Annotated in this window: 34 protein-coding genes and 1 pseudogene; 18 read left to right on the top strand and 17 right to left on the bottom strand. The window is 49.4% G+C overall.

Translation table 11 applies throughout. From position 1 onward, the window contains the following. Nucleotides 1-205 precede the first annotated feature (205 nt). The 3 genes from CKQ54_RS23310 to CKQ54_RS23300 are packed head-to-tail and all read left to right on the top strand — an operon-like array spanning nt 206 to nt 2,280. Entirely contained in the window at nt 206-1,258 is a 1,053-nt protein-coding gene (locus CKQ54_RS23310) for a hypothetical protein (RefSeq protein WP_120162348.1), read from the top strand. Continuing rightward, complete coding sequence (locus tag CKQ54_RS23305) at nt 1,259-1,648, top strand: hypothetical protein (protein ID WP_120162347.1); 390 nt, start codon at nt 1,259-1,261, stop codon at nt 1,646-1,648. Next, nucleotides 1,645-2,280 carry a hypothetical protein gene (locus CKQ54_RS23300; RefSeq protein WP_120162346.1) on the top strand — a complete coding sequence of 212 codons (636 nt, stop codon included), beginning with the start codon at nt 1,645-1,647 and terminating at the stop codon, nt 2,278-2,280. Before CKQ54_RS23305 ends, CKQ54_RS23300 begins: the two co-directional genes overlap by 4 nt. 39 nt (nt 2,281-2,319) lie before the next feature. On the opposite strand, the gene CKQ54_RS23295 is transcribed toward CKQ54_RS23300, so the two are convergent. From CKQ54_RS23295 to CKQ54_RS23250, 11 genes are all read right to left on the bottom strand, one after another. After that, a complete protein-coding gene (locus CKQ54_RS23295; protein WP_120162345.1) occupies nt 2,320-2,673 on the bottom strand; it encodes an antiterminator Q family protein in 354 nt (117 codons plus the stop codon). A gap of 14 nt (nt 2,674-2,687) precedes the next feature. Next, nucleotides 2,688-3,701 (bottom strand): DUF968 domain-containing protein, encoded by a 1,014-nt coding sequence (locus CKQ54_RS23290; protein WP_120162344.1) that lies wholly within the window; start codon nt 3,699-3,701, stop codon nt 2,688-2,690. Further along, nucleotides 3,698-4,393, bottom strand: coding sequence for a phage antirepressor KilAC domain-containing protein (locus CKQ54_RS23285; RefSeq protein ID WP_120162343.1), 696 nt, complete (start codon nt 4,391-4,393; stop codon nt 3,698-3,700). The genes CKQ54_RS23290 and CKQ54_RS23285 overlap by 4 nt, the downstream gene beginning before the upstream one ends. Before the next feature lie 14 nt (nt 4,394-4,407). After that, nucleotides 4,408-4,782, bottom strand: coding sequence for a RusA family crossover junction endodeoxyribonuclease (locus CKQ54_RS23280; RefSeq protein WP_120162342.1), 375 nt, complete (start codon nt 4,780-4,782; stop codon nt 4,408-4,410). After that, the gene (locus CKQ54_RS23275; RefSeq protein WP_120162341.1) at nt 4,773-5,126 is read right to left on the bottom strand and encodes a chromosome partitioning protein ParB; all 354 of its coding nucleotides are present in this window, start codon (nt 5,124-5,126) and stop codon (nt 4,773-4,775) included. The genes CKQ54_RS23280 and CKQ54_RS23275 overlap by 10 nt, the downstream gene beginning before the upstream one ends. After that, on the bottom strand, nt 5,123-5,281 hold the full coding sequence (locus CKQ54_RS25620) for a hypothetical protein (RefSeq protein ID WP_167459682.1): 159 nt from the start codon (nt 5,279-5,281) through the stop codon (nt 5,123-5,125). The genes CKQ54_RS23275 and CKQ54_RS25620 overlap by 4 nt, the downstream gene beginning before the upstream one ends. Beyond that, the gene (locus CKQ54_RS23270) at nt 5,278-6,003 is read right to left on the bottom strand and encodes an MT-A70 family methyltransferase (RefSeq protein ID WP_120162340.1); all 726 of its coding nucleotides are present in this window, start codon (nt 6,001-6,003) and stop codon (nt 5,278-5,280) included. Before CKQ54_RS23270 ends, CKQ54_RS25620 begins: the two co-directional genes overlap by 4 nt. Beyond that, entirely contained in the window at nt 6,000-7,007 is a 1,008-nt protein-coding gene (locus CKQ54_RS23265; protein WP_120162339.1) for a conserved phage C-terminal domain-containing protein, read from the bottom strand. The genes CKQ54_RS23270 and CKQ54_RS23265 overlap by 4 nt, the downstream gene beginning before the upstream one ends. Then, nucleotides 7,004-7,180, bottom strand: coding sequence for a DUF4222 domain-containing protein (locus CKQ54_RS23260; RefSeq protein ID WP_120162338.1), 177 nt, complete (start codon nt 7,178-7,180; stop codon nt 7,004-7,006). The genes CKQ54_RS23265 and CKQ54_RS23260 overlap by 4 nt, the downstream gene beginning before the upstream one ends. 183 nt (nt 7,181-7,363) lie before the next feature. Then, a complete protein-coding gene (locus CKQ54_RS23255; protein ID WP_120162337.1) occupies nt 7,364-7,870 on the bottom strand; it encodes a YmfL family putative regulatory protein in 507 nt (168 codons plus the stop codon). Nucleotides 7,871-7,889: 19 nt separating this feature from the next. After that, the gene (locus tag CKQ54_RS23250; RefSeq protein WP_120162336.1) at nt 7,890-8,105 is read right to left on the bottom strand and encodes a Cro/CI family transcriptional regulator; all 216 of its coding nucleotides are present in this window, start codon (nt 8,103-8,105) and stop codon (nt 7,890-7,892) included. 97 nt (nt 8,106-8,202) lie between these two features. On the opposite strand from CKQ54_RS23250, the gene CKQ54_RS23245 reads away from it, so the two are divergent. The 12 genes and pseudogenes from CKQ54_RS23245 to mtr all read left to right on the top strand — a co-directional run bounded on the left by CKQ54_RS23245 (nt 8,203) and on the right by mtr (nt 19,952). Then, a complete protein-coding gene (locus tag CKQ54_RS23245) occupies nt 8,203-8,847 on the top strand; it encodes a LexA family protein (RefSeq protein WP_112198718.1) in 645 nt (214 codons plus the stop codon). A 231-nt stretch (nt 8,848-9,078) separates the two neighbouring features. Beyond that, complete coding sequence (locus tag CKQ54_RS25615) at nt 9,079-9,237, top strand: hypothetical protein (protein WP_167459681.1); 159 nt, start codon at nt 9,079-9,081, stop codon at nt 9,235-9,237. A gap of 947 nt (nt 9,238-10,184) precedes the next feature. Beyond that, nucleotides 10,185-10,676 (top strand): hypothetical protein, encoded by a 492-nt coding sequence (locus CKQ54_RS23235; protein WP_120162334.1) that lies wholly within the window; start codon nt 10,185-10,187, stop codon nt 10,674-10,676. Next, nucleotides 10,676-11,371, top strand: coding sequence for a hypothetical protein (locus tag CKQ54_RS23230; protein ID WP_120162333.1), 696 nt, complete (start codon nt 10,676-10,678; stop codon nt 11,369-11,371). Before CKQ54_RS23235 ends, CKQ54_RS23230 begins: the two co-directional genes overlap by 1 nt. After that, nucleotides 11,368-12,177, top strand: coding sequence for a DGQHR domain-containing protein (locus tag CKQ54_RS23225; protein ID WP_425272821.1), 810 nt, complete (start codon nt 11,368-11,370; stop codon nt 12,175-12,177). The genes CKQ54_RS23230 and CKQ54_RS23225 overlap by 4 nt, the downstream gene beginning before the upstream one ends. 68 nt (nt 12,178-12,245) lie before the next feature. Continuing rightward, nucleotides 12,246-12,443 (top strand): hypothetical protein, encoded by a 198-nt coding sequence (locus CKQ54_RS26130; RefSeq protein ID WP_425272820.1) that lies wholly within the window; start codon nt 12,246-12,248, stop codon nt 12,441-12,443. Nucleotides 12,444-12,649: 206 nt separating this feature from the next. Then, nucleotides 12,650-12,913: an excisionase gene (locus tag CKQ54_RS23220; RefSeq protein WP_120162332.1), complete on the top strand. Its 264-nt coding sequence runs from the start codon at nt 12,650-12,652 to the stop codon at nt 12,911-12,913. Beyond that, on the top strand, nt 12,888-14,027 hold the full coding sequence (locus tag CKQ54_RS23215; RefSeq protein ID WP_120162331.1) for a phage integrase Arm DNA-binding domain-containing protein: 1,140 nt from the start codon (nt 12,888-12,890) through the stop codon (nt 14,025-14,027). Before CKQ54_RS23220 ends, CKQ54_RS23215 begins: the two co-directional genes overlap by 26 nt. A 123-nt stretch (nt 14,028-14,150) precedes the next feature. After that, nucleotides 14,151-14,813: pseudogene (locus CKQ54_RS23210) on the top strand (MFS transporter); the annotation flags it as partial. Nucleotides 14,814-15,099: 286 nt separating this feature from the next. Beyond that, the gene (locus tag CKQ54_RS23205; protein ID WP_120162330.1) at nt 15,100-16,833 is read left to right on the top strand and encodes an ABC-F family ATP-binding cassette domain-containing protein; all 1,734 of its coding nucleotides are present in this window, start codon (nt 15,100-15,102) and stop codon (nt 16,831-16,833) included. A gap of 160 nt (nt 16,834-16,993) precedes the next feature. Next, nucleotides 16,994-17,728: a pirin family protein gene (locus tag CKQ54_RS23200; protein ID WP_120162329.1), complete on the top strand. Its 735-nt coding sequence runs from the start codon at nt 16,994-16,996 to the stop codon at nt 17,726-17,728. A gap of 979 nt (nt 17,729-18,707) precedes the next feature. After that, nucleotides 18,708-19,952, top strand: coding sequence for a tryptophan permease (mtr, locus tag CKQ54_RS23195; protein WP_120162328.1), 1,245 nt, complete (start codon nt 18,708-18,710; stop codon nt 19,950-19,952). Nucleotides 19,953-20,090: 138 nt separating this feature from the next. Here mtr and CKQ54_RS23190 read toward each other — a convergent pair whose 3' ends face one another. From CKQ54_RS23190 to CKQ54_RS23170, 5 genes are all read right to left on the bottom strand, one after another. Further along, complete coding sequence (locus CKQ54_RS23190) at nt 20,091-20,270, bottom strand: hypothetical protein (RefSeq protein ID WP_112286608.1); 180 nt, start codon at nt 20,268-20,270, stop codon at nt 20,091-20,093. Between the two features lie 213 nt (nt 20,271-20,483). After that, entirely contained in the window at nt 20,484-21,338 is an 855-nt protein-coding gene (locus CKQ54_RS23185; RefSeq protein WP_112286607.1) for a metal ABC transporter permease, read from the bottom strand. Beyond that, complete coding sequence (locus CKQ54_RS23180; RefSeq protein WP_120162327.1) at nt 21,335-22,189, bottom strand: metal ABC transporter permease; 855 nt, start codon at nt 22,187-22,189, stop codon at nt 21,335-21,337. Before CKQ54_RS23180 ends, CKQ54_RS23185 begins: the two co-directional genes overlap by 4 nt. Continuing rightward, the gene (locus CKQ54_RS23175) at nt 22,186-22,965 is read right to left on the bottom strand and encodes a metal ABC transporter ATP-binding protein (protein WP_120162326.1); all 780 of its coding nucleotides are present in this window, start codon (nt 22,963-22,965) and stop codon (nt 22,186-22,188) included. Before CKQ54_RS23175 ends, CKQ54_RS23180 begins: the two co-directional genes overlap by 4 nt. Continuing rightward, on the bottom strand, nt 22,962-23,915 hold the full coding sequence (locus tag CKQ54_RS23170; RefSeq protein WP_120162325.1) for a metal ABC transporter substrate-binding protein: 954 nt from the start codon (nt 23,913-23,915) through the stop codon (nt 22,962-22,964). Before CKQ54_RS23170 ends, CKQ54_RS23175 begins: the two co-directional genes overlap by 4 nt. A 188-nt stretch (nt 23,916-24,103) precedes the next feature. On the opposite strand from CKQ54_RS23170, the gene mntR reads away from it, so the two are divergent. The 3 genes from mntR to CKQ54_RS23155 all read left to right on the top strand — a co-directional run bounded on the left by mntR (nt 24,104) and on the right by CKQ54_RS23155 (nt 25,732). Then, on the top strand, nt 24,104-24,544 hold the full coding sequence (mntR, locus tag CKQ54_RS23165; protein WP_112286701.1) for a manganese-binding transcriptional regulator MntR: 441 nt from the start codon (nt 24,104-24,106) through the stop codon (nt 24,542-24,544). A 282-nt stretch (nt 24,545-24,826) separates the two neighbouring features. Further along, on the top strand, nt 24,827-25,177 hold the full coding sequence (locus CKQ54_RS23160) for a hypothetical protein (RefSeq protein WP_341868562.1): 351 nt from the start codon (nt 24,827-24,829) through the stop codon (nt 25,175-25,177). 15 nt (nt 25,178-25,192) lie between these two features. Next, nucleotides 25,193-25,732 (top strand): glycine zipper family protein, encoded by a 540-nt coding sequence (locus CKQ54_RS23155; protein ID WP_120162324.1) that lies wholly within the window; start codon nt 25,193-25,195, stop codon nt 25,730-25,732. An 87-nt stretch (nt 25,733-25,819) separates the two neighbouring features. Here the strand turns inward: CKQ54_RS23155 and CKQ54_RS23150 are convergent, their stop codons facing one another. Further along, entirely contained in the window at nt 25,820-26,632 is an 813-nt protein-coding gene (locus CKQ54_RS23150) for a Cof-type HAD-IIB family hydrolase (protein WP_120162323.1), read from the bottom strand. Between the last annotated feature and the right edge of the window lie 77 nt (nt 26,633-26,709).

The raw sequence follows: 26,709 nt of genomic DNA, 5'->3' as shown, positions 1-26,709 counted from the left end.
ACCCGCCGGAGCGAGGTTCTGAGATTGTCTAAGCTTTGTGACTACGTGACCACTCTTACCAGACTACAAGAGTTTTTGCGTACGCGTTAATTCTTTTGTATAGTTTATTTCACACTTGGTCACTGATAGTTACACTTAGTGTCTAACCATCATAACGAGTGCTTTCCTATTAAAAAACATCTATTTTCAGAGGATTGAAATACACATGAAGGCCATAGATTATATTGATGCCTTAGAGCGAAGGAATGTGTCTTTCCGACTAGTACAAGCTTTGCTTAAAGAATACCAACTAACTTCAGCACGCGGTTGGGATCTACTAAGGGACGTTTATGTAAATAGTCAAGACAAGCAAGTACTCAGTGATTGGAAGGAAATTTATGAATCTCAATTCCACTATGGTAAGAGAACTATTTTTTTAAGCAAGTTAACGAATACAAAACTATCAGATAAAATATTTAATTTTTTGAGTACTTCTGTTGACCTAACTGAAAAAAACACCAACAAGTACCTTAAAAAATTCCCCCTTCCTTTACCGGAAAATGAACTTAATAAAATGTCATTGCTTAGACCATCTGCTGTTGACGTTGAGATTAATAATGATATCGTTTCATTAGTTTTCACATACCCACGAGTATTTAAAGAAAGAGATGTAATAGATTTTGGAACAATGAGCACTACAACTATAAAAGACCTTGATCAGTTCGATGAGGTCATTGGTGTCAAAAATAGATACGTGCAGTTTTTTGATAAAATCATTTATGATAAAAAAAACTTCACCTTCAGGTTCGAGATAGACAACTGCTCAACCATAACTCTTGAAGAAGCACTCAAGGCAGAGGAAAGATATAGAATATTTATTATTAAAGGAATCATGAAAAAACATAATGATGTTGTTGCAATTAGCCGACTTAATTTATTTAATAAAATCAATAAACTTTACAATGACTCAGACGGTAATATAGTTAACCTCGGACATTCCACAGGCACAGGCTCTGATAAGTCAGAGAAAATGAGAAAAAAAACTAATGACCTTAGAAATGAAAGCTTTCATATTGCTGGTCTAAAAGCGCTAAATGGCATTACTAATAATTACGCTATATCTAAATCGTGGAAGGGCGAACTTAATACCGATCTTGTACTTACGATTCCTGGCACTACGTCTTTAACAACAAGCTCGAATCCATCTATAGACCATGTTATAATTGATGGATGTGGTACTAAACGTGATTTCACCATGTTGTTATCAAAGGTGATTTAAATGAACATTGAAGAAGTCAAAATGAAAGTACATGATGAATTACGCTTGGACCAACAAGCGTTACATGCCTGCATTTTAATTATTGACTTCTTAGAAAAAAGTGATAATGATAGTCTTAAATTTATTACTTTCAATACTTTGAAACAGAAAGTTCCTACCGAAAATGAAGGTGTTATTTTCAGAGCTGCAACTTATCTCACTGGTGAAAACTCTCATCTTCTCAATGTAAACTTTTTATATAGTGAAGGTGACTTTAGCGAGGAATTAACTAGAGCAGAAGTTGCAGAAGCAAATGAAACAGGAATTTTATATATTTCTGGTAATCCAATCAGGGATTTCCAAGCTAAAATTCATATTTATTTCTCTCTAAATACAGGGAGAGATGAATGATGAACGATACAGATAACATCTCAATTCAGACATTAAGAATTTTAGCCAAATCTTGCCCAAGCGCAAAAATTTTCTATGAAGAACTTTTCTGTAACAGTTATGATGATTTTGTTAAAAACGTATATAGCAATCTTGAAGATTGTATCAACATCATTGAGGAAGATGCGAAGGTTAGATCTAATGACGGAGAAGACCGTCTCTCAACCGAAATAATCACTTTTTTTAAGGGCCGCGGTTATGTTGCGTCTCGTGATGAAATGATTAAAGGTGGCCATACAGATTTAGTTCTGAAGAAAAATAATTATAAATGGTTAGGTGAAGCTAAAATACATAGTGGATATGACTATTTAGTCAAAGGTTTTAATCAATTATGCACCAGATATTCTTCTGGTACAGAAAATTGTTCTCAGGGAGCTTTGATTATTTATGTGCGAGTAAAAGATGCCAAATCAGTTATTGATAATTGGAAAGCAAAAATACAATCTGAAGCACTACCTGAATATTCTGAAGAAGACTGTGAAGTAAGAGGAAAACTTAGCTTTTATACAACCCATAAACATGTTAGTTCAGGACTTCCTTACAAGGTTAAGCATGTAGCAGTTGTTTTACATTTTGATCCAAAGGATAAGTAACCTCAAGGTGAAATTACCTATCCGATATTTTAAATAGGGTTAATATTTTTTATCAAGCATACTTACAACGCCAAGAATAAACCCCTGAGCCGTTTGCATTTTTTTTCTAATCGTTCCGTCAGCACATTTTCGTCGTTTGGCTATCGACCTAAGTGAAATATTGAATACGTAATGCAAAATTACCAATTCATACTCTTCACCCCTGTATTTTTTAAGCCGTGCCACACATCCATCAATCAAGATGCCTTCATCATCATCGCACTTTAAGCGTGACCTCGAGGTTTGTGGCAGAAGCCCTTTAAACCCGGCAGCAATCGGAGCAAAGTCCACACCGCTATTGTCGCTAGCAGCCCATGCGCCCCAAAGTTCTAAAGTCTCATGAATATCACGCATTATTCTCTCCACACTTATTTTTGCTTGCCGGTAGCGATAACACCCATCGCCAGCGCGCGGTCTAATGTCTTCATGACCAAATACATCTGATCACCATGTTCTTCTTCCCAAGCCGGGGTATTCGCATGAAGTGAGTCGTGACACCGTCTGCACAGCGGGATCACGAACAGGTCATGCGCTTTTGTTGCCATACCGCCAAACCCGTTGCCGGTGATGTGGTGCGGATCATCAGCCCCGTTGCCACAGGCACAACATGGCTGGCGCTTAACCCATTGGGTGTATTTTGCGTTTTCGTACCGGCGGCGCTTCGGAATACGGAGGAATGATTCCGGTGTCTCCGGATCGATTGCCAGCGCCAACACCGGTTTGATGTTGCTCACCAAGGCATCTCGCGGTTCTTTCTCATACGGATTGGTGTCGGATTCTTTCATCTGGGTACCAGACGCACGGTATTTCACGCCCAGAGCCTCGCAAATGATTTCCTCCGGCAACTGTGCCGCCAGCCCCTTACTCGTTACCCACCAACACAATTCCGGCAAAGTCAGGTGACGACCATCAGGCAGGCCATACCGGTACCGGATTGCCTCAGTCACAAACTCGGCGGCGTTCGCCAGCGCGATAGCATCCAGTTTTGCCGATTCTTTATCCCGAAATTCGTTGTCATGCGCCCAGCACAGGCAGACCACGCCACGACCGCGGGGAACCTGCACCAGCTCATGGTGATGGAATTCCCCGTTGTAGTCCGGACACTGGCACACTCGGTGGCGTTTAACCCACAGCGTCAGCGCGTCCATGCCGCCAACTCTGGCAATTACCGCTGGTGATGACAGAAAACCAGACAGACGCGGGTCACTTGAAAGAAACTGCGCTTCAGCCGGTACCACACCATCAGGCAGTTTATGGAGTTCGGCTGGCTCGTTGGTGATCAGCAGGCGTTTACTGCTGAAGAACTTCACCATGTCCGCCGGCAGCGCGAACTGCACGATCCCCAACTCTCGCTGGGGGTATGGTTTCAGTAATGCTCTCACGCCGCGTTCTCCTGTTTCTGGCGCAGATAACCAGCCCACAGACCGGCAACCCATTCAACACCCTTCGCCGTGAAGCGTGCCTGACGGAATGCATGCTGGCTATTCGGGTTGGTACCGGTTTTCACCTCAAACCGCCCTACCTCTAAATGATTCGCCTTTGGCGTCAACTGGCCTTCCAGCCGGTAAACAATGTCTTTTTCAAGTAGGAACATCCGGAATTCAGGTTCTTTCGCATGCAGCAATTTGCAGACTGCGCGGAATCCCATAGAGCCCTTAGCCATGACGTATTGATCAACGAATTCCACTTTTGGGGCCGCCAGCGCCAGCTGTGACTCCAGCGCCAGCTTTTCGTCGGCAAGGTCAGCAGCCAGGCGGAGAGCCTCGGGCAATGACTGGGGTAACTGGCTTTTAGATTCCAGTTCCTGCCAGCGGTCAACTACCGCGGCGGTGAACTCGGGCGACAGCCGGGCAACCAGCACCAGCGAGTCACGCTTATTGAACCAGTACTCCTGATACTCCTGACCGTTCTGCTCATGAAAATAGGGGGTGTGCGCCAACGGCGCGCTTAAAATTCCACCAACTGCGAGCCGTTCAGCTGAGCGTTTCACATCGCTATGCTTACTCTGCACAAGCTCAGCAATCTCACGGCTCGACATCGTTACCACTTTTCCTGACAGCAAACTGTTAGACATAATCACTCCACACGTTAAACCGGCTGCACACCGGCGGGTTTGAAATCAGTAATCGTTATTTCTGCCTTCCCTTCTTTGGTTACCGGCCCCCATTCGACCGTCATTCGTTTTACCTGGCTGTCGTCTTTCCAGATCCCCGCGTGGGTCAGGCCATCAAACAGCGCCTTCTGAAAATTATCTAAATCGCGTTTCGCCCTGGTCGGTGGAAACAGAACCAGATGCACATCCAGTTCAGTCAGCAGCGCGGGTGGCCGGCAGCGCAACTGCTGATAAATCGCCGCCAGCGCATTTGACCGGAAGATCCTCCCGCGGGCGCTTATCTTTACGCCGGTTTTAATGGCTCGCCAGTAACCGTTGACGCTTGGCGGGAATGGCAGGGTCAGTTGCATTTGTGGTACTCCGGCATCAGAAGGTGTTCCACCACTTCGCCGGTATCGACAAAGTAATAATCGCAGTCGGTCAGGTTGTTTATCAGCATCACCTCGATTTCCCGATCGGTCATTTTGCTGAATATCTTCACCAGTTTTTTCGGTGTCCCGATGTAAACCGGCTCGACTTCAGCCAATTTCGCCGCCGCAAAGTTGTGGTGGCCGTCCATCAGGACCGTGTACTGAACACCACGAAGCACGACTGGATACACTGATACGCGGAACATTTTGAAGCGAAGCGCTTTATCAACGACTTTCTTCCGATCGAGATAGCGCTGTGAACTGATTAATTTTCCCAGGATCATGCAGTCACCTCTCCCGCCTTGATCAGGCTATTGAGAACTGCGTCAGCATGTTCCCGCGAAGCGGTGTAATCAGCCGGGCAATATTCACCGGTGATGGATATGGCCTTCAGGTAATCGCGGTAGGCATCGAGCCAGATTTTCTGGAAATCGTTCACGCGGCCCCCTCCTGCAGGTAATCAGCGCCAGCCGTAACAGCCAGATAATGACCGGCCAACACTTTTACGCGGGAATTGAGCGCCGGCGGGATCGTGGTAAAGGTTGCCGGTACCAGATCGATATCGTTGAACGGGTTTTCGTTGCCCCAGTGATGCCAGCCAGCGGCGTCACCACGGCTGAACAGCTCAATGCGGGATACTGATCCGTAAAGCTCTTCGAGACGGAAACGCACTTCTGCTGGTTTTTCGCTGTGCTCACCGCGGCAGCTGTGAACAACCTGTTTAACACTGGCGCTGACGCGCTCGAGCCCGGAGCCGCGGACGGCGATCAGAACATCTTCGCTATTACCGCGCGTATAGTTGCCGCCGTTCATGACTGTTTCGGCGCTGAGTGCATCCAGAAAGTCTTCAAAGTCGATCATGGTCTGCTCTGCAAGTGCCCGCTCAATACGCCCCCGCGCCTGCTCATAAAGCTTGATCCACGTGAAACCTTTCATCGTCTTGACTTTAAAGCCCCAGGCCTGCGCCAGCTCGACAGCTTCTTCTGCGAAATTTCCTGTGTACCACATTGCCAACACCGCGCTTTCAGCGGCGATTGACCAGACTGGTAGGCGTTTGATGTCTTCCAGCGTCATGGTGCTGTAATGATCACCCGCCGCACCGTTACTGATTTTGTTGCTGTACTGCCAAGGCGGGTCCGCATATATCAGTTGATAGCTCATGCTTTCACTCCCTGCTGGCGCTGGGCGCACTCTTTCCAGATCTTGGCCCACTGCGATATGGCGAAATCGGCACGCATGCTACGGATGTTGGCTTTGCTGGCCTCGGCGCAAACCGTTTTTTCCAGCGCACTCGGTGCCTTGGTTGCCGCTACTCCGCTAATGAACCGGCGGTATGCCGCATCCCGCTCGGCTGCATCAACTGCAACGTCACCTTCACGCTCCCACTTCCCGTTTTTGCGCGCTGGACGGCCTGCACGATTCCAGGCGTTAGCGCCTTCGAGGTAGCCAGGGAACTTTGAAGGTTGAAAGAGCGTGGACGGTCGCAGGTACTCGGCCATTTCCAGATCGCCTCCCCATTTGGCATGCATGTAATCAACCGTCCGCTGATGTTCTTCAGTGGTGAAGCCTTCACGCAGTCTGGCGCGGATGTTATCCAGTGAGGATTTGCTGACCTGATAGCGGGAGCCGGTGACCTGGTTCAGGTAGTTCAGAACCTGTTTAGCCTGATCAGTAATTTCGACTTCGGCGTCGGTCTGCACAGCAGGCTGACAAGAGGTTTTATTATCTGATGGATCTTGTTTTGAATTTACTAACGGATCCCCCCCAGATTCTGGCGGGTGAAAACCGGTATTCGTGTTGGATTTTGATGCGTCAAATTTTGACCGGTCAGAATTTGATGTGTCAGATTTTGATGCGTCAGAATCTGACGGTTCAGCAGCAGCACGAAGCTTCGCAATATTCAGCTGATACATGTTCGACGTATTGCGGTTTCCCTTGCGGCGCTGGGTACTGGTGATCCAGCCGTCAGCCTCAAGTTTGCCCAGCGTAGTGCGCACAGTGCTTTCACCTGCACCCAACTGGCGGGCAATGGTGGTGATCGACGGCCAGCACAGGCCTTCGTCAGAACTGAAGTCAGCGAGGCGCGCCATTATGGCAACCGCCGATATTTTTAAACCGGCAGCAGCGCAACCATCCCAGACGTATGCGGATAACTTAACGCTCATAAGACCCTCTTAAACTTTCGCCGGAATTGTTCAGTAGGCTGGGCGCACTCATGCGGGTAACCGGCGCGCATGAAGATGACGCGATCCCCTGCTCTGTCGAAGCCCACGACGTGTACCACAACGCCCCGCCAATCCTTGTAACGCCTGTCCAGCTTTTGGATTTCTTCAGACATGCCGTCACCTTCTGGCTGCTCTGGCGGACGTAACCTACCCACCACGCCGCGAACTGGTAGTTGCACGGCATCCAGCGGTTACCTATCATCACTTCATACGAAAGAGAGCCAGCGGCCCCGCCTTTCGCAACACAGCGGATTTGCGGAACGCCAGCTTTTATGAGTAGACTGTTCATGCGTTAATCACTCCACACACGTTTTTAATGCGCCGACGCCTCGGGACTGCACTCCTGAGGCGTCAACCCTTTCATGCAAAGCCACCACTGACTTCACGTACTCATCGCGGGCAGCTAAATGCTTACGATGAAGAGCCATAATTTCTGCCTTCTCGCCTTCATCAATCACCCCGTCGTCTGCAATCGAAATATTTATCTGCTGATCGACCTTCCCACTCTTAGCGGCAACCTTTACCCCTTTGATAAACAGGTCAACGTGGTCCAGTTCGTCACGATTGGGGATTTCAACGAAAAAACCGCCGCGGCGCTGGGCGAAGTAATCCGCCAGATGATTAGTGCCGCTGATGTCTTCCATCGCTTCCAGCTCGGCAATTTCGAAGAACCGGCAGCCGTTCTTTTCGTACAAATTGTTGTTGAACTGCGTTTCAGTCATGCCCAGAGCGCCAGCCATAGCAGACCGACCGCCGGGATAGGCTTTGCACATCGTTTTAACTACTGATTTCAGGTCTACCATGTTGTTTTCCCTTTGGTAGTTATGGTTGTTCGCCAGTGGTGATAGCCTTTTTGTAAAGTGTTGGGTCGTATTTCAGTTCACCTTTGGTTCTATATGCAGCTTCGGCAGCTCGGCCTTTCGGGATCAGTTGGCCAGGGCGCTTTCTCCACAAATAAAATGCTTCAGGGGATATCCCAAAAAACTCAGCGACTTTACCGGGTTCGCCAAAATATTTTTCAAGGTCACTCGTCGTCATAACACCTCCGGTTTCTAAATTATTTTAGATAGTATTATTTAATTTTATTTTGATCAATAAAAACTAAAATAACTTAGGTTCATTAAGAGGATGGAAAATGCTTACCCAAGGGCAGCGGATAAAAAACCTTCGTAAAGACAGGAAACTGACTCAAGCTCAGGTCGCAAAGGCGCTAGGTGTTAGTGATGTGACTATTGGCTACTGGGAACGTGACCTGAATGAACCGGGTGGGAAGTCTTTGAGTAATTTGGCGGCTTTTTTCGGTGTTTCTGAGGCTTTCATTCTTTACGGTAAAGAAGAAATTTCTAACATCATTCCCGCATCTTTTGGGACACGCCAGATCCCCATTATCAGTTACGTTCAGGCTGGTATCTGGACATCCGCGTCGGACGCAAGCAACCTTGAAGGTAATATTGACTATATCCTAACTGACATAGGACTATCACCCCGTTCTTTTGCCTTAAAAATCAAAGGAAAGTCAATGGAGCCAGAGTTTACTGAAGGTGATCTAATTATCGTTGATCCGGACATAGGTCCGCTGCCTGGTGATTACGTTGTAGCGAAGAATGGTGAACATGAAGCAACATTCAAAAAATACAGAGCACGTGGTAGAGATGCTGGGGGTAATGAGATTTTTTCACTTGTGCCTCTAAATCAAGATTTCCCAACAAAACATTCTGACCAAGAACCCATATCAATAATTGGCGTAATGGTAGAGCACCGAAAATTCAGACGGCGTTGATCCCCCCTTCCTACTAGCCCTACTTCATTCAAAACACCTTTCAGTTATAAATCTAAATATTTTTAGTTTTCACTGTTGCATTAAAAACTAAATTATTTTAGATTCACACCATCAGCAGTGATCAACGTGGATGCCCACGCAGTAGTTGCAGGTGGCAAAGAAGCATCGAATGATTCTCTCAGGTATCAGCAGCACGACAGCAAGAACAGAGCAGCTTAATGAAGTATCGGGATGGATAAGCAAGAACCGAAAACTGTTGGTCTGGCATCTTCGAATGAAGAGTTCATCGAAGAAACGGATCCTGAAAGCTTGCAAGAGCAAGCACAGGGAGTAGCCGCCTTTATAGAAGACGGCGAGATTACCAAAATTAATCTCTTATCTTCGGATTGAAAGCTTCAATTCGGTTAATGAGCAACTTGGTTGCCGAGGCAACGGCAGGATCCTTACCTTTATAAGCTTGAACATGACGATTTAGATTTTCAATGACGTCGCTCTTTACTGTGGGTAAGACGGTTGAAACGGAATGAAGCGCTACCGTGAATGCGTTCTCAAGAGCTTCAATCCTACGGGCTAAAGTGACTAAATAGTCGAAGCGTTTTTCACCTTCATTTCCTTCTTGGCTGTGTGAGAACTACCAAGATAACACCGCCGCCTGAGGTGGAGAAGTGACCAGGCACACAACAGAAAGAACACTGTAGCTTAATGGCAGTTTGAATAATTCAACCCTGGTGGCTGGATTCAATATGGTGAAAGAGGTGGTCTGGCAGAGGCGGAACTAGGGCAATATAGGGAGTGTCCCTGAATGTGACTACTGAGCTCACATCTACTGGGTGGTGGCAAAGAGCGCAGACGAGTGAGGAAACCATGTCAGAGCTTGGATAATTGGAAGAGGCTACAAAACGTTCAGAAGTACATTTCTCACAAGAGAGTTTTATATCAGGCATTTTTAGAACTCTGGCGATAGGTGCGGGACTTAATTGGAATTATTAAGAGTTTTCCTATTCATATTTTAGTGTAGCAGCTTTCTCCATTTTCGTCGGATTAGTGCAGCAGAAAGATCACTGATAAGTCGGTACAGCAGGTAAGCGCATTGGTCGCGAGTGTTCTTACCGCTGAAACCAGAGTAAATAAGGGTCGTAAAAACAACCCCGGAGCGAAACCGGTATACCCATTGCTCAACCAGCGGCTCTTATCTATGCCTGAGCAAATTAATTGCCATCACTGGCAAGGGATTCGTTCACGCCGAAATCCGCATAGGGGTTATTTCATGAAAACTGATATCGCCTTTTTCTGGCTCTCGGCGTGGTTATGGCAATCACTTATTTAGGAATGCAGCCATGAAACTTATTCAACCGGTTATACCGGAACGCAACTCCGATAACTTGGGTTTTTGGACTCACCCTGATTTCTTCGAACCGGCAAACGGTAACGAATACCCAGCGCCAGGAGAATTTGAAGCATGGGCAAAGGCTCAAGGTGTCGAGGTTTATACACTTTCGCTTGATGCAGATCCGGCGGCTGATGATATTCACGCAGCCTATGAAGAAGGCGGCGCCGATGTTTCAGCTTGGGAGCCAACTCCACCAATAGGAGAAGGTTGGTTCCTCGCATCAGTTCACGATACCGAAGATGGCCCTTACAGCGTTTGGTTCCGTCGCACTACTGAAGAACAAGCGGAAATCGCGCGCCTTAAAACCGACTTTTTGGGAAAGCACCAGGTGGCGATCACCGCTGCTTATGAATATTTCAAAGCCTGCCCTGTGGGTAATGAACGCACTATCGCACACCAGATTTATCAGGTACTGCGCACAGCTACGAGGGTGGAATAATGAAAGAACGCCCTATTTTATTCAACGCTGAGATGGTTAAGGCCATTCTCAGCGGTAGCAAGACGCAAACGCGACGTGTTATTAAACTCCCGCTTATCGATAAAGACATGGGTTGTGAGCTCGCGGGAAATGAACTGTCTGGGGAAGTTGCCGCTGGTGATTATCGCAACAGCCCGCTGGGTAAGCCAGGTGATCAGCTCTGGGTACGTGAGGCTTTCAGGATGGCAAGAAGCCTTGATATACATTCACCACGCGAGGTGGCGGATCTGTCGATGTCAGCTGGTTATAAGAATCCCTGGGCCCCAATTCAGTTTGAAGCTGATGGCGGTCGTACTGGTAAATGGACAGGGTTTGACACTCCCCCAGTAGTAACCGAACCAGGAAAACTTCGCCCATCCCTGCACATGCCCCGCTGGGCCAGTCGCATTCAGTTGAAAATATCCAATGTCGGAGTACAGCGGATTCAGAACATCAGTTCGGGTGATGCTGTCCGCGAGGGTATTTGCCAACTTCCGGCATCAGGCCGCTACTGCATCAATCCAGGTGACCAATATTTCGGTAGTGCCAGTTACAGCGCGAATGAAGTTTATTCCTGGTTGTGGGAATCGATTTACGGCGAAGGCAGTTGGCAGACTAACCCGTGGGTCTGGGTGATTGAATTCGAACGTGTAGCGCCAGCAGGAGAGCAGCCATGACTGATAAAACACAGATGGAATATTACTTCGAGTTCCCTGCGTCATACGGCTTTCAGGGCGACACCTATGTTTTGCTGATGACTATTCCGGGCAGAACGCTGACCAGAGTATTGTCATCTGATAATTTCGGCCATGCTCTGGACCGTTCACAGCGTGAAATAAACAAAACGCGAGTTAAAAAATTCCATGACTATTTAGTCAATTCAGTTGAAACCAAAACGGCATTCATTATTCCGCCGCTGGTTGGCAACTGTGATTGTGATATTGAATTCGAACCGTTCGGCAACACGAACGTCGGTATCGTTAGATTCCCTATGGATGCAGAAATTAAATTATTTGATGGTCAGCACCGCGCCGCTGGGATCAGCGATTTTTGCCGGAACCACAGCACCTCGGTCTCAATTCCTCTGATGTTGACACAGAAATTACCGCTAAAAGTAAGGCAGCAGTTTTTCTCTGACATAAATAACAACGTCTCGAAACCGTCCGCCGCCATCAATATGACTTACAACGGAAGAGATACTGTCGCCCAAAGCATGGTTTCTTTCCTGTCTACTCACGAACTTTTCTCAGTGATAACTGACTTTGAGCACAATGTTGTTCCGGCCAAAAGCGAGTTGTGGATCAGCTTTAAGGCACTGAGTGATGCAACAACTAAATTCTCTGTCAGCAAGGGGAAAGAAGTCTCAAAAGGTGTATTTACGACATCTGGGAAGCGTGGCTTAGTCTTACAGCTATCAAGGATCTTCACCATTCTGTTTCACCGGCTGAATACAAACGGGATTACATCCAGTTCCACGCCGTGATGATCAATGCATTCGGCTACGCAATTCAGGAGCTGCTTAAACATCGGCCTGTTCAGGGTGTTGTGTTGATGATCGAAGAGTTAGCCAGCAAGAGCACATCTCTTGAACTGGAAAACTTCTTCGAGATTTCGAACTGGGGAGGCATTTGTGCAAATACAGACAAAGAACGGCCAACAGTAATTGCAAGTATTCCGGCTCAAAAGGCAGCCGGTCAGCGCCTGGCTATTGCGATTCAACAGACATCTTTCAAACCGGAAGTTGCATGACTGAGTCAAACCGTTCGTATTTAGTCAGACGGTTACTTGTGAAACGAATGCTAAATTTGTGGTTTGTTCCAGTTGAGTTTGCGCCAGCAATGCCGCCAGGGGAGAAAATGCTCTGGTGGCGATCTGGAAAATATTACGGCCGATTTCGGGTCAGTCAGTAAACCGGTGTGCAGCCGGCTATAACTAAACGTGTGGAGAAAAAGCGTATGGGCCAACTCGTACCTTTGATGGAATGGGCATCCAGTCCGAAAGGGTTTAAATATCCACCAGCGCCAGCAACACTTCATCGTTATGCAAAAACCGGCCAGATCATCCCTGCTCCGATCAAACAAGGCAGCAAATGGGTCGTTGATGAAGATGCGAAGTATGTCGGCGTTATTGCAAAAGCGGCGATACCGAATCATCTCCCCGCTTCTGTAAAAGCACTACTGGAGAAAACGATAAATGGCAGCCAGACCACGCACACATAAAGTAAATATCCCCAACCTTTACTGCAAGTTCGACCGTCGAACCAGCAAGGTGTATTGGCAATATCGTCACCCGATCACTGGTAAATTTATAGGATTCGGAACCGATGGAGATACCGCTCGTGAGGCGGCTATTGCAGCCAATACCATGATCACAGAGCAGCAATCAAAACACATAAACTTTCTCGTTGATATGACTGTGAAAAAAACAACAAATAAAGAGGCAGGCATAAGGGTTTCGGATTGGGTTGGTAAATATATATCTCTACTTGAAGAGCGTTTAATAGAAGGGGAAATAAAGAAGGCCACGTTCAAAACACGTAAAAGCTGTGCACAGGTTCTTTCAAAAAGGCTACCGAATGTGCGCCTTAATAATTTGGATACAAAGTCAATTGCCGCAATTCTTGACGAGTATAAATCAGAGGGAAAAAACAGAATGGCTCAGATGTTAAGGGCTACGTGGGGGGATATATTTAAAGAGGCCCAGCACTCAGGCGAAATAGAACCCGGATTCAACCCAGCTTTGGCAACCAGAGTTCCAAGAAATAAAGTTACCAGGGGAAGGCTTAGTTTTTCTCAATGGAAAAAGATTTTCGATAATGCGGCAGACCTTCAGCCCTATCTGCAAAACTCCATGCTTCTTGCCCTGATTACTGGTCAGCGACGTGCAGATATTCTGAACATGAAATTCTCAGATGTTTGGGACGGTCACCTGCATATCACACAGTCGAAGACAGGAACACGGCTAGCTTTACCTCTCACCCTATTTCTTCCAGAAATTAATTTGTCTCTTGATGATGTGATCAGGCAATGCAGGGACAGGGTGATGAGCAAGTACATGATCCACCACTCTCGCGCTCATGGTTCTTCAAAGCCTGGCGACCCGGTAACGGGAAACGGAGTAACTCGTATGTTTAAGCAGGCGCGTATCGCAAGTGGTTTAAAATTTACTGAAGGAACTACGCCCCCGACTTTTCACGAACAACGTTCTCTGGCTGAAAGGCTCTTCAGTGCGCACGGGATCAACACGCAAACTCTACTCGGACACAAAACGGCAGCTATGACTGAGTTGTACCATGACGACAGAGGAGCAGATTGGATAACGTTAGCTGTGTGAAAGTTACGGGATTACTCCCCAACAAACGGGATAATTTTTAAAATCCATTTTGGGGAGATGTTTTGGAGGGATTTTGGGGAAGAAAATAAACTCAGTAAAAACATGAGTTTCCACTTCCGCTGTTTGCGTTACGAACAGGCGCAACCTCGCCGTGTTCCGGCGACCTTTAAAACCTTGTTCGCCGGTATCAGTTTCATCCGCGCCCGTCCGGATGTTCTGGGTGTGATCTCTCTGGATTTGTTCGCGGTTCTGCTCGGCGGTGCGACCGCCCTGCTGCCGATTTTTGCCCACGACATTCTGCATACCGGCCCATGGGGATTGGGTCTGTTGCGCGGCGCTCCGGCCGTGGGTGGACTGATTGTCGGTTTCTGGCTGAGCCACCGCGCGCTGCAACGTAACGTGGGTATGACCATGTTTGCCGCCGTGGCAGGCTTCGGCGCGGCGACGCTGGTGTTCGCGTTCTCCACCTCGCTGTGGTTATCCATGCTGGCACTGTTTGCGCTCGGCGGATTCGACATGATAAGCATGGTCATTCGCGGTGCACTGGTACAACTGGACACGCCAGACGATATGCGCGGACGCGTCAGCGCGGTTAATTCGATCTTCATCAACACCTCGAACCAGCTCGGTGAATTTGAATCCGGTCTGATGGCCGCCTGGGTGGGCGCAGTCACGGCGGCAGCCATTGGCGGCATCGGTACATTGATTGTCGTCGGATTGTGGATGACCTGGTTCCCCGGTTTGCGTAAGCGGCAGAAACTGGAAAATGAGGTTGTTGAGGCGTAACGGCGGGTCGGGGAATTTTGAAACTGGAACAATTCAAAATTCCCTAATATAATCAGTTCATTCATTCACCAATTTTATATATAAGGAGGATCCCCATGCTGACCCGTGAATGGTTTTTATATTCACCTGTCTTTGGCGATCGTCGCTGCTCAGGCGTTTCCGGCTCCCTGCCGCGATAACCTGTCTGAGCGAAGCTAACTGACAATCTGAGTTCTTCCCTCCGGCTTACCGGTTATCGTCGGCTTTATTGACGAGAGGCATCCTATGCCCGAAAACCTGAGTAAGCATCATGACTTTACTGTCTGCACAATCTGTATCATTCGATAATTCTTTTGGCCCTTTGCTGGCTGAGATTTCCTTCGGCCTGAAAAAAGGCGACCGCATCGGCCTTATCGGCCACAACGGCTGTGGCAAAAGTACTCTGCTGAAAATCCTCAGCGGTGAACTGGCAGCAACGTCCGGCAGTGTCACGCTGGCGAATCAGTGCCTGATGGCCCGCGTTGAACAACATCTGCCCGAAGAACTGAACCACCATACCCTGCTTGAATCTGTTCTGAACCATCTGCCGCCAGGCCTTCATCAGCCTGAGCTCTGGCAGGCGCAGGTGTTGCTTTCCACGCTGGGTTTCGATGAATCCGCCTGGCAGCTGACGGCCGGAACGCTCAGCGGCGGGCAGCATACCCGCCTGCTGCTGGCCCGCGCGCTGATCCGCCAGCCCGATTTACTGCTGCTCGATGAACCGAGCAACCATCTGGATCTGCCGACGCTGTTATGGCTGGAACAGTTTCTGAAAAACTGGAACGGCAGTTTCGTGCTGGTTTCTCACGACCGCAGCCTGCTTGATAACGTGACCAACAGCACCTGGATCCTGCGCGATAAAACCCTGCAGTTTATTCGTCTCCCTTGTACGCAGGCACGTCTGGCGCTGCAAGAAAAAGACGCCTCCGACGCTGTGCGCAGGGAAACAGAACAAAAGGAGATTGACCGCGTAACTAAAAGTGCCAAACGTCTGGCGCTGTGGGGCAGCGTGTATGACAACGAAAAGCTGGCGCGCAAGGCAAAGCAAATGGAAAAGCAGGTCGACCGGCTGAAAGAGGATCAAACTGAAGTCACCGCCGGTAATCAGTGGAAACTGCAGTTAAAAGGCGAAGCGCTGGCGGCGGACCGGGTTCTGGCGCTGTCCGGTTTGCAGGTTCGTCCTGCGCGCAATGCTCCGGTTTTGTTCACAGTGGATGAAATGCGCATCAAAAGCGGTGACCGTATCGCACTGGTCGGGCGCAACGGTTGCGGCAAGTCCTCGCTGTTGCAGACGTTGTGGCACGCCTTCAGTCAGCCGGAAACAACCCATACGGGTGTGACTTTCCATCCCCGCGTGCGGGTGGGTTATTACGATCAGAATCAGCATCAGTTGCAGGACGATGATTCTCTTGGTGATGCGCTGGCGAACTTCGCCCCGCTGACGGAAGAACAGAGAAAAATGGCGCTGATTGGCGCAGGATTCCCGTTTATCCGTCACCAGCAAAAAGTGAGTACGCTCAGCGGCGGCGAACGTTCGCGGCTGCTGTTTATCGGGCTGACGCTGGCGAATTATTCGCTTTTGCTGCTTGATGAACCGACTAACCATCTGGATCTGGAAGGCAAAGAAGAGCTGGCGGAAACGCTGAAAACCTTCCGTGGTGCGGTGCTTTTGGTGTCACATGACCGGACGCTCATCGAGCAAAGTTGTAACCGGTTCTGGCTGGTGGATGAGCAACGGTTAAAAGAGTGGCATACCCTTGCGCCGGTTTACGCCGTACTGGCGGGTTCTCCCCCGCCAGCGGAACCCATTCTTTCAGAAAGCGGGACTGACGTAATCCACACTGAGGAAACAGAAGAAGAGCAACTGCTGGCGAGGCTGGTAGAGGTTGAACACCTTCTGGCAGAAGATCTGGCGCGCAAACCTAAGCACCAGAAACCTGAGCTGCAACGTCAGTGGCAATCACAAATTGAGCAGCTGAGTACGTTGTTGAGTCTTGGCTAACTGCTCATTTTGGATCTAAAGGCCTCAGGGACGGGGCCTTTGTTTCGGACTAAACGGAAAGTTTATTCACGGCGGGTACGCTTTAATGAACATAGTATGTTAAAAAATGGTATCCGATTTTCATCCGAACCCTGCGTTCCTGTCTGCCGCCGGAGAGATTATGTTTAACGTTTTACGTGCTGAACCCAAAACTACCTTTGAATATGGCCCGTTTCGTATCCGTCGTATGCGGCCGGGGCAAATCCAGCCTGAGAAAAATGATGACGCGTTCGGCCCTTTGAGTGTTATCGATCATGCCACTCTCGAACAGGGCACGCTGGTGAAAATGCACGAGCATAATAACGACGAAATCCTCAGTTATATGTGGCGGGGTTCTATGGTGCATGAAGATTCTGCTGGTCACCGCGTTCCCCTTTCACCGAAACAGCTGATGATGATGAACGCCGGTGAAAGTTTCTGGCATGAGGAATCCACACCGCTGGTGTCGGCGGAGATGTTGCAGATATTTATCCGGCCGCGTCAGGCAAATCTGGAAGGCCGCGTGCAGTTTATGACGCGCCCTGACGGTATAAAAAGCAATGAGTGGACGCTGCTGGCTGCGCCGGAAGGCATTGAGTCTCCGCTTGAAATCAGGCAGGCGGTATATGTCTATGACATTCGCATGGATGAAAACACCACCACGGAAGTTCCCTCACATGCGGGATTTGCTCAATGGCTGTATGTGATGGACGGCGAAATCAGCATCGGCGATGTCACGCTGTCAAAAGGCGACGCGATCAGCGATGAGGACAGCGCATTAACTGCTGCGACTGCAGGTAAAGACACCACGCTGGTGTGTTTTCTGGTGTGTCTGGGCGCGCAGGCGATTCTTGAAGGCACTATCAGCGGGAAATAATGAGTAACAGGCTGTACAAGTGAAAAAGCCCCAGTCGTTAAACCGGGGCTTTTAAGGTACTATCAAATTAATATTTAACATTCATCAACTTAATTACGTGTACTGCTTAGGTAATGCAACTGCTAAAGATGTACATATTATCACAGGATATATTTTTACTGCCTGGTAACGCTATCCTCCTATAATTTTGTGGAATAACATCAGTATCCTGCGCGTTTCATTTACCCTTCTGATATGTCTCGGGATAAATGAGTACATCACCCTCGCGATATATACTCTTTGATGCATGGCCTTACTTTCGTCGCGACATTCTCGATTTCATACTTACGTACCCAAATCGCGAACATTACTCTAACTAACAAGGCGTTACATCATCGCGTTTTCGTCCACATCATGCGATTGCACAGCTTTACTGCGTGGCCTTAAAGCATCATCTCACGGACTTTCAAATAACGCCCGGTGTTGAATCACCCATACTAAAATACTTCGTGGCCTTTATCGCATCTCATTACTGACAAGTTTATCAACTTGCTAATTACACCGCGAAATAAAAATTTCTTTTCACTTCTCTCTGGTGCTGAGTTCTAATTTACTCGCTATATGTTGTGTGTCAACCCTGTATTTTCAAACAGGGTTTTTTATTTTTTTTAGATAAGAAATCGTAATGAAATCTGTGATCTGCGCCATGAATACTCCGCACCCTATTAACCGCAAAATTGCACAACGTTAATATTTTGTACACATTTTCGGCGTTATTTCCCTGCTCATCTTACTGATTGCCCTGTTCAGCTTCTGAATGTGCGTTTTTGTATCAGCAAACTAGTTCAGCAGTGTACAAACCGCTTCATTTCCACTATATTGCCGCGCTTAAGACCAAAATCGCAGCACAAAACAGCGATTTCTGTTCGTTATTTAACTCTTTTCTTTTTCAGCCATTCTTTCAACGAATTCTGATAAAAGCCACGCGAGGATACGCACTATGGCGACGCTTTCTGTGACCGCCCCGCAACGTTCAGTACTGGGCGGTGCAATGATTATTGGTGGAACGATCATCGGCGCAGGGATGTTTTCCCTGCCGGTGGTGATGTCCGGCGCCTGGTTTTTCTGGTCTGTAGCTGCCCTGATTTTTACCTGGTTTTGTATGCTGCATTCCGGACTAATGATCCTTGAAGCAAATCTTAACTATCCGGTGGGATCGAGTTTCAATACGGTGACCGGCGATCTGCTGGGTAAACACTGGAACCGGCTGAACGGCATCACTATCGCGTTCGTTTTGTATATTCTGACCTACGCCTATATTTCCGCCAGCGGCTCGGTGATCCAGCATACGTTGCGTGAGATGTCGGTGAGTTTTTCTCCCCGCCTCGGCGGTCTGCTGACGGCGCTGGTCGTGGCCTTTATCGTCTGGCTGAGCACCCGCGCGGTGAGCCGGATGACGGCCATTGTGCTTGGCGCGAAAATCATTGCCTTCTTCCTGACCTTCGGCAGCCTGCTGTGGCATGTGAAACCGGTGAATTTGCTTAACAACGTCGAAATTAATCCGAGCTACATGCCTTATGTGCTGGCGACGCTGCCGTTCTGTCTGGCGTCATTTGGCTATCACGGCAATGTGCCGAGCCTGATGAAGTACTACGGCAAAAATCCGCTAATCATCAAGAAGTGTCTGCTGCTGGGTACACTGATGGCGCTCGGGCTGTACATCATCTGGATGCTGGGAACGATGGGCAACATTCCGCGTCCTGAATTCATCAGCATCGCTGAACGGGGTGGCAATATTGATGTGCTGGTGCAGTCGCTGAGCCAGATACTTAACAGCGCCGGTCTGGACTTGCTGCTGACGATTTTCTCAAACTTTGCCGTCGCCTGTTCATTCTTAGGGGTGACGCTCGGCCTGTTTGATTATCTGGCGGATCTGTTTAAATTCAACGACAGCCGGACTGGTCGCTTCAAAACAGCGCTGGTGACGTTCGTTCCGCCGATTATCGGTGGTGTGATTTATCCCGATGGTTTCATTTATGCGATTGGTTTTGCCGGACTGGCGGCAACGGTCTGGGCGGTGATTGTTCCGGCGCTGATGGCACGCGCATCACGCCAGCGTTTTGGCAGCCCGCTGTACCGCGTGTGGGGTGGGAATAAAATGATCGTACTGGTGCTGCTGTTCGGCGTGCTCAATGCGGCAGTACATATTCTTTCAAGCGCGAATCTACTGCCGGTATATCGTTAATTCAAACTGCAATGTCCGGCAGATGTGCATATGGCAAAGACGGAGGAAAGAAGAGGAAATTGGTGGGAAACTGACATCACGCAGCCTGTTCTTTACGTAATACAAACAGGCCGCGATCACAGAGAAGGTTGTTAATGTTTAAGCTTTATTTACCGAAACAATTTCTTTGATGAAGGTGAAGCTTGAATCACCATGATCTGTTTTGATCATCGGGTAAATTCTCTCTCCCTTCTTCACAAAGCCAGTTACTTCGTGGGTTGAGCCGTTCTTGACAGTAAAGCTATCGCCAACACTGATGGAACTTGCTACTTCGCTCATAACAATCCTTAACGCTTACTTCATTGAACTTCATTAAACCCTTTTGTTGCCGGTCGATGGTAGGTCTTTATGCGACAGGTAGCCAGCGCCGTCGTGCCGTGGTTAATCAGGCGGAGGCTTTTCCAGTTCGACAGGAGCAAATTGTTGGGTCATCAGAATCTCTTTTAATAAGGAATATATGCACGCAAACATGCCAAACCTGTGTTACAGACACTATGCATTCGGTGCTGACTGGCGCGATTTGAACGGTTTACGCAAAAGATGCACAGCTAATGCCAGCAGGAAAAGCATAGCCTGAATCAGCACTATTGCCGGTCCGGTCGCTGCATCGATATAAAAACTGATAAAGGTGCCGGAAATGGCGGCAATAAGTGACACCGTCACAGCCACGATTATCATTTTTGGCAGTGTCTTACACAGCAGGAATGCTGTAATGCCTGGCGTAATCAGCATTGCGACCACCAGTACAACGCCAACGGCCTGCAACGCCGCCACAATGGTCAGCGCCAGCATACACAGCAACGCATAATGATAAAAACGTACCGGCAGACCGATCACTTTCGCCTGCACCGGGTCGAAACAAAATAGCATCAGGTCTTTGAATTTGATGATGATCGCCAGCGTCACCACCAGCGCGATAATCAGCGTTTGCAGCATTTCACTGTCCGTCACGCCCAGCACATTGCCGAACAGAATATGGCTGAGATGCTGCTCCGTATTCACCCGGGAAAACAGCACCAGACCGGCAGCAAACATGCCCGAGAAGACAATACCCATCACCGAGTCTTCTTTGACCCTGCAATGCTCTTTGATAAATCCGGTTGCCACCGCGCAAAACAGACCGGAACCAAACGCGCCAATCACCAGAGGAATACCCGCCAGATAGGCCAGCACCACGCCGGGCAGCACTGCATGTGAAATCGCATCGCCCATCAGCGACCAGCCTTTGAGCACCAGAAAACAAGAGAATATCGCGCAGACAATGCTGGTCGCCATAGCGGTCAGCAGCGCGCGCTGCATAAAGTCGAAGCTCATTGGCTCCATCAGTACATCAAACCAGGACATCATGCGCGGCTCCGGCGTTTGATACGCAAATGACTGGCCAGCCAGCCGTGTTTTGGCGCGAATAAAAACGCCAGCAGGAAGACCGCGGTTTGCAGGCAGACAATGACGCCGCCGGTTGCGCCATCCAGGAAATAGCTCAACCAGGCACCTGCCGCGCTGGTGACTGCGCCGATAATCACCGAAATAATCAACACATGGGAGAAACGATCGGAAAGCAGATAGGCGGTCGCACCGGGCGTGATCACCATGGCAATCACCAAAATTGCGCCGACGGTTTGTAACGCCGCCACGCTGCACGCGCTGAATATAGTGAAGAAAATGATTTTGAGTCGTAGCGGAGAAAGCCCGACCGAAACCGCGTGCGCCTCATCGAAAAATACGGCCAGCAGGTCGCGCCAGATCACGCACAGCACCAGCAGGGAAACGCCGACGATAATCTGCACCTGCAAAATATCAGCGTCATCGATACCTAAAATATTGCCGAACAGGATCGACTGCACGTTAACGGATGTCGGATTAAGGGAAACCAGCAACAGCCCGAGCGCAAAGAAGGTCGAGAAGACGAAGCCGATGATCGCGTCTTCGCGCAGCCTGGTGAAATGGCGCAGCAGCGTCATGGAAAGTGCCGCCAGAATGCCGGTACCGAAGGCTCCGATGGCATACGGAAAGCCCAGTGCATAAGCGCCTGCCACACCCGGCACGACGGAATGCGAGAGCGCATCACCCATCAGCGACCAGCCTTTCAGCATCAGATACGCCGATAAAAATGCGCACACCGCGCCGACACCGGCACTCACCCAGATGGCTTTCACCATGTAGTTGTACTGAAACGGCTCCAGCAGCAGCGCCATCATACCGCCCGCCTCACCGGTTCCTGTGGCACTAAATAACCGATATTCCTCAACGCGCCGCCAAAGGTCTTTTCGAGATTATGAGAGGTAAACGTAGTGTCGAGCGCACCGGCCGCGATGACCGTGCGGTTGATCAGCACTACGCGGTCGCAGAAATCCGGCACACTAGCGATGTTGTGCGTCGAAACCAAAATCAGATGCCCTTCTTCACGCAGCTGGCGCAGGAGTTCGATAATGGCGTTTTCCGTTTTGATATCCACACCGGTAAACGGTTCATCGAGCAACATGACGCGCCCCTGCTGTGCCAGCGCCCGCGCCAGAAAAACGCGTTTTTTTTGCCCGCCAGAAAGCTCACCAATCTGCCGATGCGCCAGATCAGTGAGGCCTACGCGAGCCAGCGCCGACGCCACCTGTTTTTTGTCTTCCGCCGATGGGATCCGCAGAAACGACATTTTGCCGTAGCGCCCCATCATAACCACATCACGCACCAGTACCGGAAAATTCCAGTCCACATCCTCCGACTGGGGCACGTAGGCGATGAGGTTTTGCTTCAGCGCTTTCGCCACGTTCAGGCCGTCCAGCGTCACGCTGCCGTGCGTCGGACGGAGTATTCCCATGATGGTTTTAAACAGCGTGGATTTACCGCTGCCGTTAACGCCGAGCAGCGCGCAAATCGAACCGCCTTGCAGGGTAAACGAGGCGTTTTCAATCGCGGTATGACCGTTGTTATAGGTCACCGAAATGTCATCAACGTTAAGATTCAGCGCGGCTTCTCTCATTGTCCGAACCCTTCTGCAATGGTGCCGACCGTGACTTTCAGCAGATCGATATACGTGGGAACCGGGCCGTCAGTCGCTGACAGCGAATCGACATACAGCACGCCGCCGTATTTCGCGCCGGTTTCCTTGCTGACCTGTTTTGCCGGTTTGTCTGAAATTGTGCTTTCACTGAACACCACCGGGATATTCTGCTGACGCACCAAATCGATGATTTTTTTCACCTGCTGCGGCGTGCCCTGTTCTTCAGCATTGATAGGCCACAGATAGGCCTCTTTCAAATCATAATCTTTCGCCAGATAACTGAACGCACCTTCACTGGTCACTAACCAGCGCTGCCCTGCCGGAATTTTTGCCAGACGTTCACGCAGCGGCGCATCCAGCTGGCTGATTTTTTGCGCATAATCTTTGGCGTTACGATCGTAGGTTGCGGCATTTTCGGGGTCATATTTCACCAGCGCCGCACGGATATTTTCGACATACACCAGCGCATTTTTAGCCGACATCCACGCGTGCGGATTTGGATTGCCCAGATACGGCCCTTCCTGAATCGGCAGCGGCGTTATGCCGTCCGTCACGGTGACCGAAGGCACATGTTTGATGTTGGCAAAGAAGCGCCCGAACCAGCGTTCAAGATTAAACCCGTTCCACAGGATCAGATCGGCGGATTGCGTTTTCACAATATCCCGCGGCGTAGGCTGATAGTCGTGGATCTCAGCGCCCGGTTTGGTGATCGACTCCACGGTGGCGGCATCGCCGGCGACGTTCTGCGCGATGTCCTGGATCACCGTGAAAGTGGTCACGACTTTAAACTTTTTTTTGTCCTTGCTGGCCGTCTGGTCTGCCGCCTGCGCGTTGCCGGTGATCAGCGCCACAATCATGCCGACCAGCATCAGCCGCAAACGAAACGGCGAATGGCTGAATAATTTTAAGATGTGTCGTCCATTTTCCATGAAATCTCTCCTGTCATTCTGCGCATCAAACGGCGGTTTATTATTCAGGTATAGCACAGGCTATACTCCATAGCCAATGCAAAGTTTTCATAAATTGGTAGATATGTGGACTTGGTTTACAATGCGTGGGTTGCTGCGGTGAGCGCGGCTGCGGTGAAAAACCGTTAAGCAAGAAAGAGGCAGGCGTAGTGAAAGATAAAAAAATGAATCCATTACTGGATGTGGAAGAACACGCGCAGGGTTTCTTACAGGTGCGCGAGGCGCATCGCCGGGAATTAATGGATGATTACGTTGAGCTGATTTCAGATTTGATTCACGAATTTGGCGAAGCGCGACAGGTAGATCTGGCCGCGCGTCTGGGTGTTTCCCAGCCGACAGTGGCAAAAACCCTGAAACGCCTGGCCAATGCCGGACTGGTTCACCAGCTGCCCTATCGCGGAACCTTTCTGACGCCGGAAGGTGAGAAACTGGCGGCGGAAAACCGCGAACGTCATAACGTGGTTGAAGCGTTTTTCATCGCGCTCGGCATCAGCGCAGAGACAGCGCGTCTGGATGCTGAAGGGGTGGAGCATCACGTCAGCGATGAAACGCTGGAAGCCTTCAGACGTTTTACAGCAAGTAAGAAATAACACCTTAAATTCGAATTTTTTAATTCTCAGCCCGGATTTGCTGTGGCAAAACTGGGTCTGAAATATGAATCCCCCGCCTCTCAAACCCTGAACGTAAACAAACGTTTGCTGCTGAATTTTTTGGTCACAATTGCTGCCACAGCCTTGTCATATTCACCCTAATCCCCCGCCAACCTTTTAGCCGCAACAGGCGTATCGTTATCCTCAGGAGTGGTGGGTTTTATCACTTCGGACATCCGCTCAATGCACTTCGAGGTCGTTATGAAAAGGCTATTGTTGTTGATGCTTACGGCTGGCGCGCTGATGTCGGCCAGTTCTGCGTCGTTCGCCTACGGTTATTACGGTCATGGTTACTACAATCATGGTTACTATGGTCACGGCTATTACGGCCATGGTTATTACCATGGCGGCTATTATCGCGGGGGCTGGTATGGGCCGGACGTGGTGATTGGCATTCCTCCGCCGGTCTATTACGGACCGCCTGCCGTCGTTTACGCTGCGCCACCGCAGCCGCAAACGTATGTCGAGAAACCCCCGGCTTATGCGTATTACTGCCAGAATCCGGCGGGATATTATCCGCGAGTCCCGGCCTGCCCGCGCGGCTGGATGAAAGTGGTCGCAGGACCACGTTAACAGGCGATAAAAGTCATGAACAGGTTTACTTCGGTGGCGGTTCTCGCCTTAGCCGCGGCCTTATCCGGCTGCGTTTCTCCTCCAACCCGACCAGATGTGATGGTGCTGCCAGGTACCGGAAAGGATTATCAACAGTTTCAGATGGATGAAATGTCATGCCGTAACGCGGCCTATGGCAGTGTGAATGGCGGCGCAGAAACTGCCAGTAATAATGCCGCCGGTACCGCTGCCGCTGGCACCGTCGTGGGCGCGGCAGCCGGAGCGCTGATTGGCGCAGCGTCGCATCAGGCCGGATCGGGCGCATTGATTGGCGCAGGCAGTGGTTTGCTGATTGGCAGCGCAATGGGCAGCAATAATGCGGGGGCCAGCAGCGGCGATTTACAGGATCAGTATGATACGGTGTACACGCAATGTATGTACGCCAAAGGCAATAAGGTGCCGGTAGACGCCAGCGACGGTTACAGCTCGAATCAACCACCGCAATCGCCGGTTCCGCCGGATTACTACCCTGCAGAGCCCGGTAACAGTGGCGTGCCGCCAGACTACGTGCCTTAATTTTCATAGCACAATCTTCATTACACAATGCTAAAAAGGCTGCCGTTTTATGCGGCAGCCTTTTCGTTTTAATGCACATTGAACTGCTTAGGCGAATGGCGCGCGACCGTTCAGCACGTCATCAATCACTTTCAGCACGCCCTCATCACGGTTAGATGGCGCGACGTATTTCGCGGCGGCTTTTGCCGGTGCAGAGGCATTTTCCATCGCAAAACCGTAACCGGCATAGCTGAGCATTTCCAGATCGTTGCCGCTGTCGCCAAACGCCAGCACTTCGTCATCACGGACGCCGTAAATCTGCTGGATTTTTTGCAGACCGCAGGCTTTGTGATTTCCGCTGATGATCAAATCAACAGAGCCATGTCCGCTGGTCACCGGTGCAACAATCCCGCCAAGGTTGGCGTTAACTTCACTCATCAGCGGATAGACATCGTCTTCCACGTAGCTCAGTGCAAATTTGAAAATCGTATCGTCGATTTCTTTGTATTGATGCACTTTTGTCAGTCGGTGATAGTAACGGCGCATACGGCTGATGAAATCCTCATCGGTGCCGCTGAGCACATAAGCCCCTTTGCGACCGCACACAATGGTGTTAATGCCCGGCGTGCGACTTATCCATTCCAGCACCTGCGTCACCTGTTCCGGTTCAAGTTTGCCGCAGTAAATTTCCTGTTCTTTATCGACCACATACCCGCCGCCTTCAGCAACGTAAGCAATTTGTGTATCGAGATCATCAAAGAAGGATTTCAGCTGGTAATACTGGTTGCCGCTCGCCACTACAAATTTAATGTCACGTTGCAAAAGTTGCTGATATTGCTCGCGAAAGCGGGCTTTATTGTATTCGTGCTGCGGATTGAGAAAGGTTCCATCCATGTCTACGGCGATAAGTTTTACAGCCATTACTGCTCCTTACAGAGTCGGATTTTAAATCAATCAGGCTAAAAGAGGGCTGGCGGTTTTTACGCGCCAGCTGGCAA

Source organism: Rahnella variigena (assembly GCF_003610915.1).
GTDB classification, from domain to species: Bacteria; Pseudomonadota; Gammaproteobacteria; order Enterobacterales; family Enterobacteriaceae; genus Rahnella; species Rahnella variigena.
This window is presented reverse-complemented; position numbering and strand designations above follow the sequence as displayed.

Coding starts and splice junctions, on each gene's coding strand:
- CKQ54_RS23305 (WP_120162347.1), top strand. CDS start 1,259: ATGAACATTGAAGAAGTCAAAATGAAAGTACATGATGAATTACGCTTG.
- CKQ54_RS23190 (WP_112286608.1), bottom strand. CDS start 20,270: ATGAGCGAAGTAGCAAGTTCCATCAGTGTTGGCGATAGCTTTACTGTC.
- CKQ54_RS23150 (WP_120162323.1), bottom strand. CDS start 26,632: ATGGCTGTAAAACTTATCGCCGTAGACATGGATGGAACCTTTCTCAAT.
- CKQ54_RS23170 (WP_120162325.1), bottom strand. CDS start 23,915: ATGGAAAATGGACGACACATCTTAAAATTATTCAGCCATTCGCCGTTT.
- CKQ54_RS23235 (WP_120162334.1), top strand. CDS start 10,185: ATGAAACTTATTCAACCGGTTATACCGGAACGCAACTCCGATAACTTG.
- CKQ54_RS23175 (WP_120162326.1), bottom strand. CDS start 22,965: ATGAGAGAAGCCGCGCTGAATCTTAACGTTGATGACATTTCGGTGACC.
- CKQ54_RS23220 (WP_120162332.1), top strand. CDS start 12,650: ATGGGCCAACTCGTACCTTTGATGGAATGGGCATCCAGTCCGAAAGGG.
- CKQ54_RS23260 (WP_120162338.1), bottom strand. CDS start 7,180: ATGTCTGAAGAAATCCAAAAGCTGGACAGGCGTTACAAGGATTGGCGG.
- CKQ54_RS23275 (WP_120162341.1), bottom strand. CDS start 5,126: ATGATCCTGGGAAAATTAATCAGTTCACAGCGCTATCTCGATCGGAAG.
- CKQ54_RS23280 (WP_120162342.1), bottom strand. CDS start 4,782: ATGCAACTGACCCTGCCATTCCCGCCAAGCGTCAACGGTTACTGGCGA.
- CKQ54_RS26130 (WP_425272820.1), top strand. CDS start 12,246: ATGATCGAAGAGTTAGCCAGCAAGAGCACATCTCTTGAACTGGAAAAC.
- CKQ54_RS23300 (WP_120162346.1), top strand. CDS start 1,645: ATGATGAACGATACAGATAACATCTCAATTCAGACATTAAGAATTTTA.
- CKQ54_RS25615 (WP_167459681.1), top strand. CDS start 9,079: ATGGATAAGCAAGAACCGAAAACTGTTGGTCTGGCATCTTCGAATGAA.
- CKQ54_RS23255 (WP_120162337.1), bottom strand. CDS start 7,870: ATGGTAGACCTGAAATCAGTAGTTAAAACGATGTGCAAAGCCTATCCC.
- CKQ54_RS23200 (WP_120162329.1), top strand. CDS start 16,994: ATGTTTAACGTTTTACGTGCTGAACCCAAAACTACCTTTGAATATGGC.
- mtr (WP_120162328.1), top strand. CDS start 18,708: ATGGCGACGCTTTCTGTGACCGCCCCGCAACGTTCAGTACTGGGCGGT.
- CKQ54_RS23245 (WP_112198718.1), top strand. CDS start 8,203: ATGCTTACCCAAGGGCAGCGGATAAAAAACCTTCGTAAAGACAGGAAA.
- CKQ54_RS23225 (WP_425272821.1), top strand. CDS start 11,368: ATGACTGATAAAACACAGATGGAATATTACTTCGAGTTCCCTGCGTCA.
- CKQ54_RS23230 (WP_120162333.1), top strand. CDS start 10,676: ATGAAAGAACGCCCTATTTTATTCAACGCTGAGATGGTTAAGGCCATT.
- CKQ54_RS23265 (WP_120162339.1), bottom strand. CDS start 7,007: ATGAGCGTTAAGTTATCCGCATACGTCTGGGATGGTTGCGCTGCTGCC.
- CKQ54_RS23270 (WP_120162340.1), bottom strand. CDS start 6,003: ATGAGCTATCAACTGATATATGCGGACCCGCCTTGGCAGTACAGCAAC.
- CKQ54_RS23180 (WP_120162327.1), bottom strand. CDS start 22,189: ATGATGGCGCTGCTGCTGGAGCCGTTTCAGTACAACTACATGGTGAAA.
- CKQ54_RS23155 (WP_120162324.1), top strand. CDS start 25,193: ATGAACAGGTTTACTTCGGTGGCGGTTCTCGCCTTAGCCGCGGCCTTA.
- CKQ54_RS23250 (WP_120162336.1), bottom strand. CDS start 8,105: ATGACGACGAGTGACCTTGAAAAATATTTTGGCGAACCCGGTAAAGTC.
- CKQ54_RS23310 (WP_120162348.1), top strand. CDS start 206: ATGAAGGCCATAGATTATATTGATGCCTTAGAGCGAAGGAATGTGTCT.
- CKQ54_RS23215 (WP_120162331.1), top strand. CDS start 12,888: ATGGCAGCCAGACCACGCACACATAAAGTAAATATCCCCAACCTTTAC.
- CKQ54_RS23295 (WP_120162345.1), bottom strand. CDS start 2,673: ATGCGTGATATTCATGAGACTTTAGAACTTTGGGGCGCATGGGCTGCT.
- CKQ54_RS23160 (WP_341868562.1), top strand. CDS start 24,827: ATGCTTACGGCTGGCGCGCTGATGTCGGCCAGTTCTGCGTCGTTCGCC.
- CKQ54_RS23185 (WP_112286607.1), bottom strand. CDS start 21,338: ATGATGTCCTGGTTTGATGTACTGATGGAGCCAATGAGCTTCGACTTT.
- CKQ54_RS23285 (WP_120162343.1), bottom strand. CDS start 4,393: ATGTCTAACAGTTTGCTGTCAGGAAAAGTGGTAACGATGTCGAGCCGT.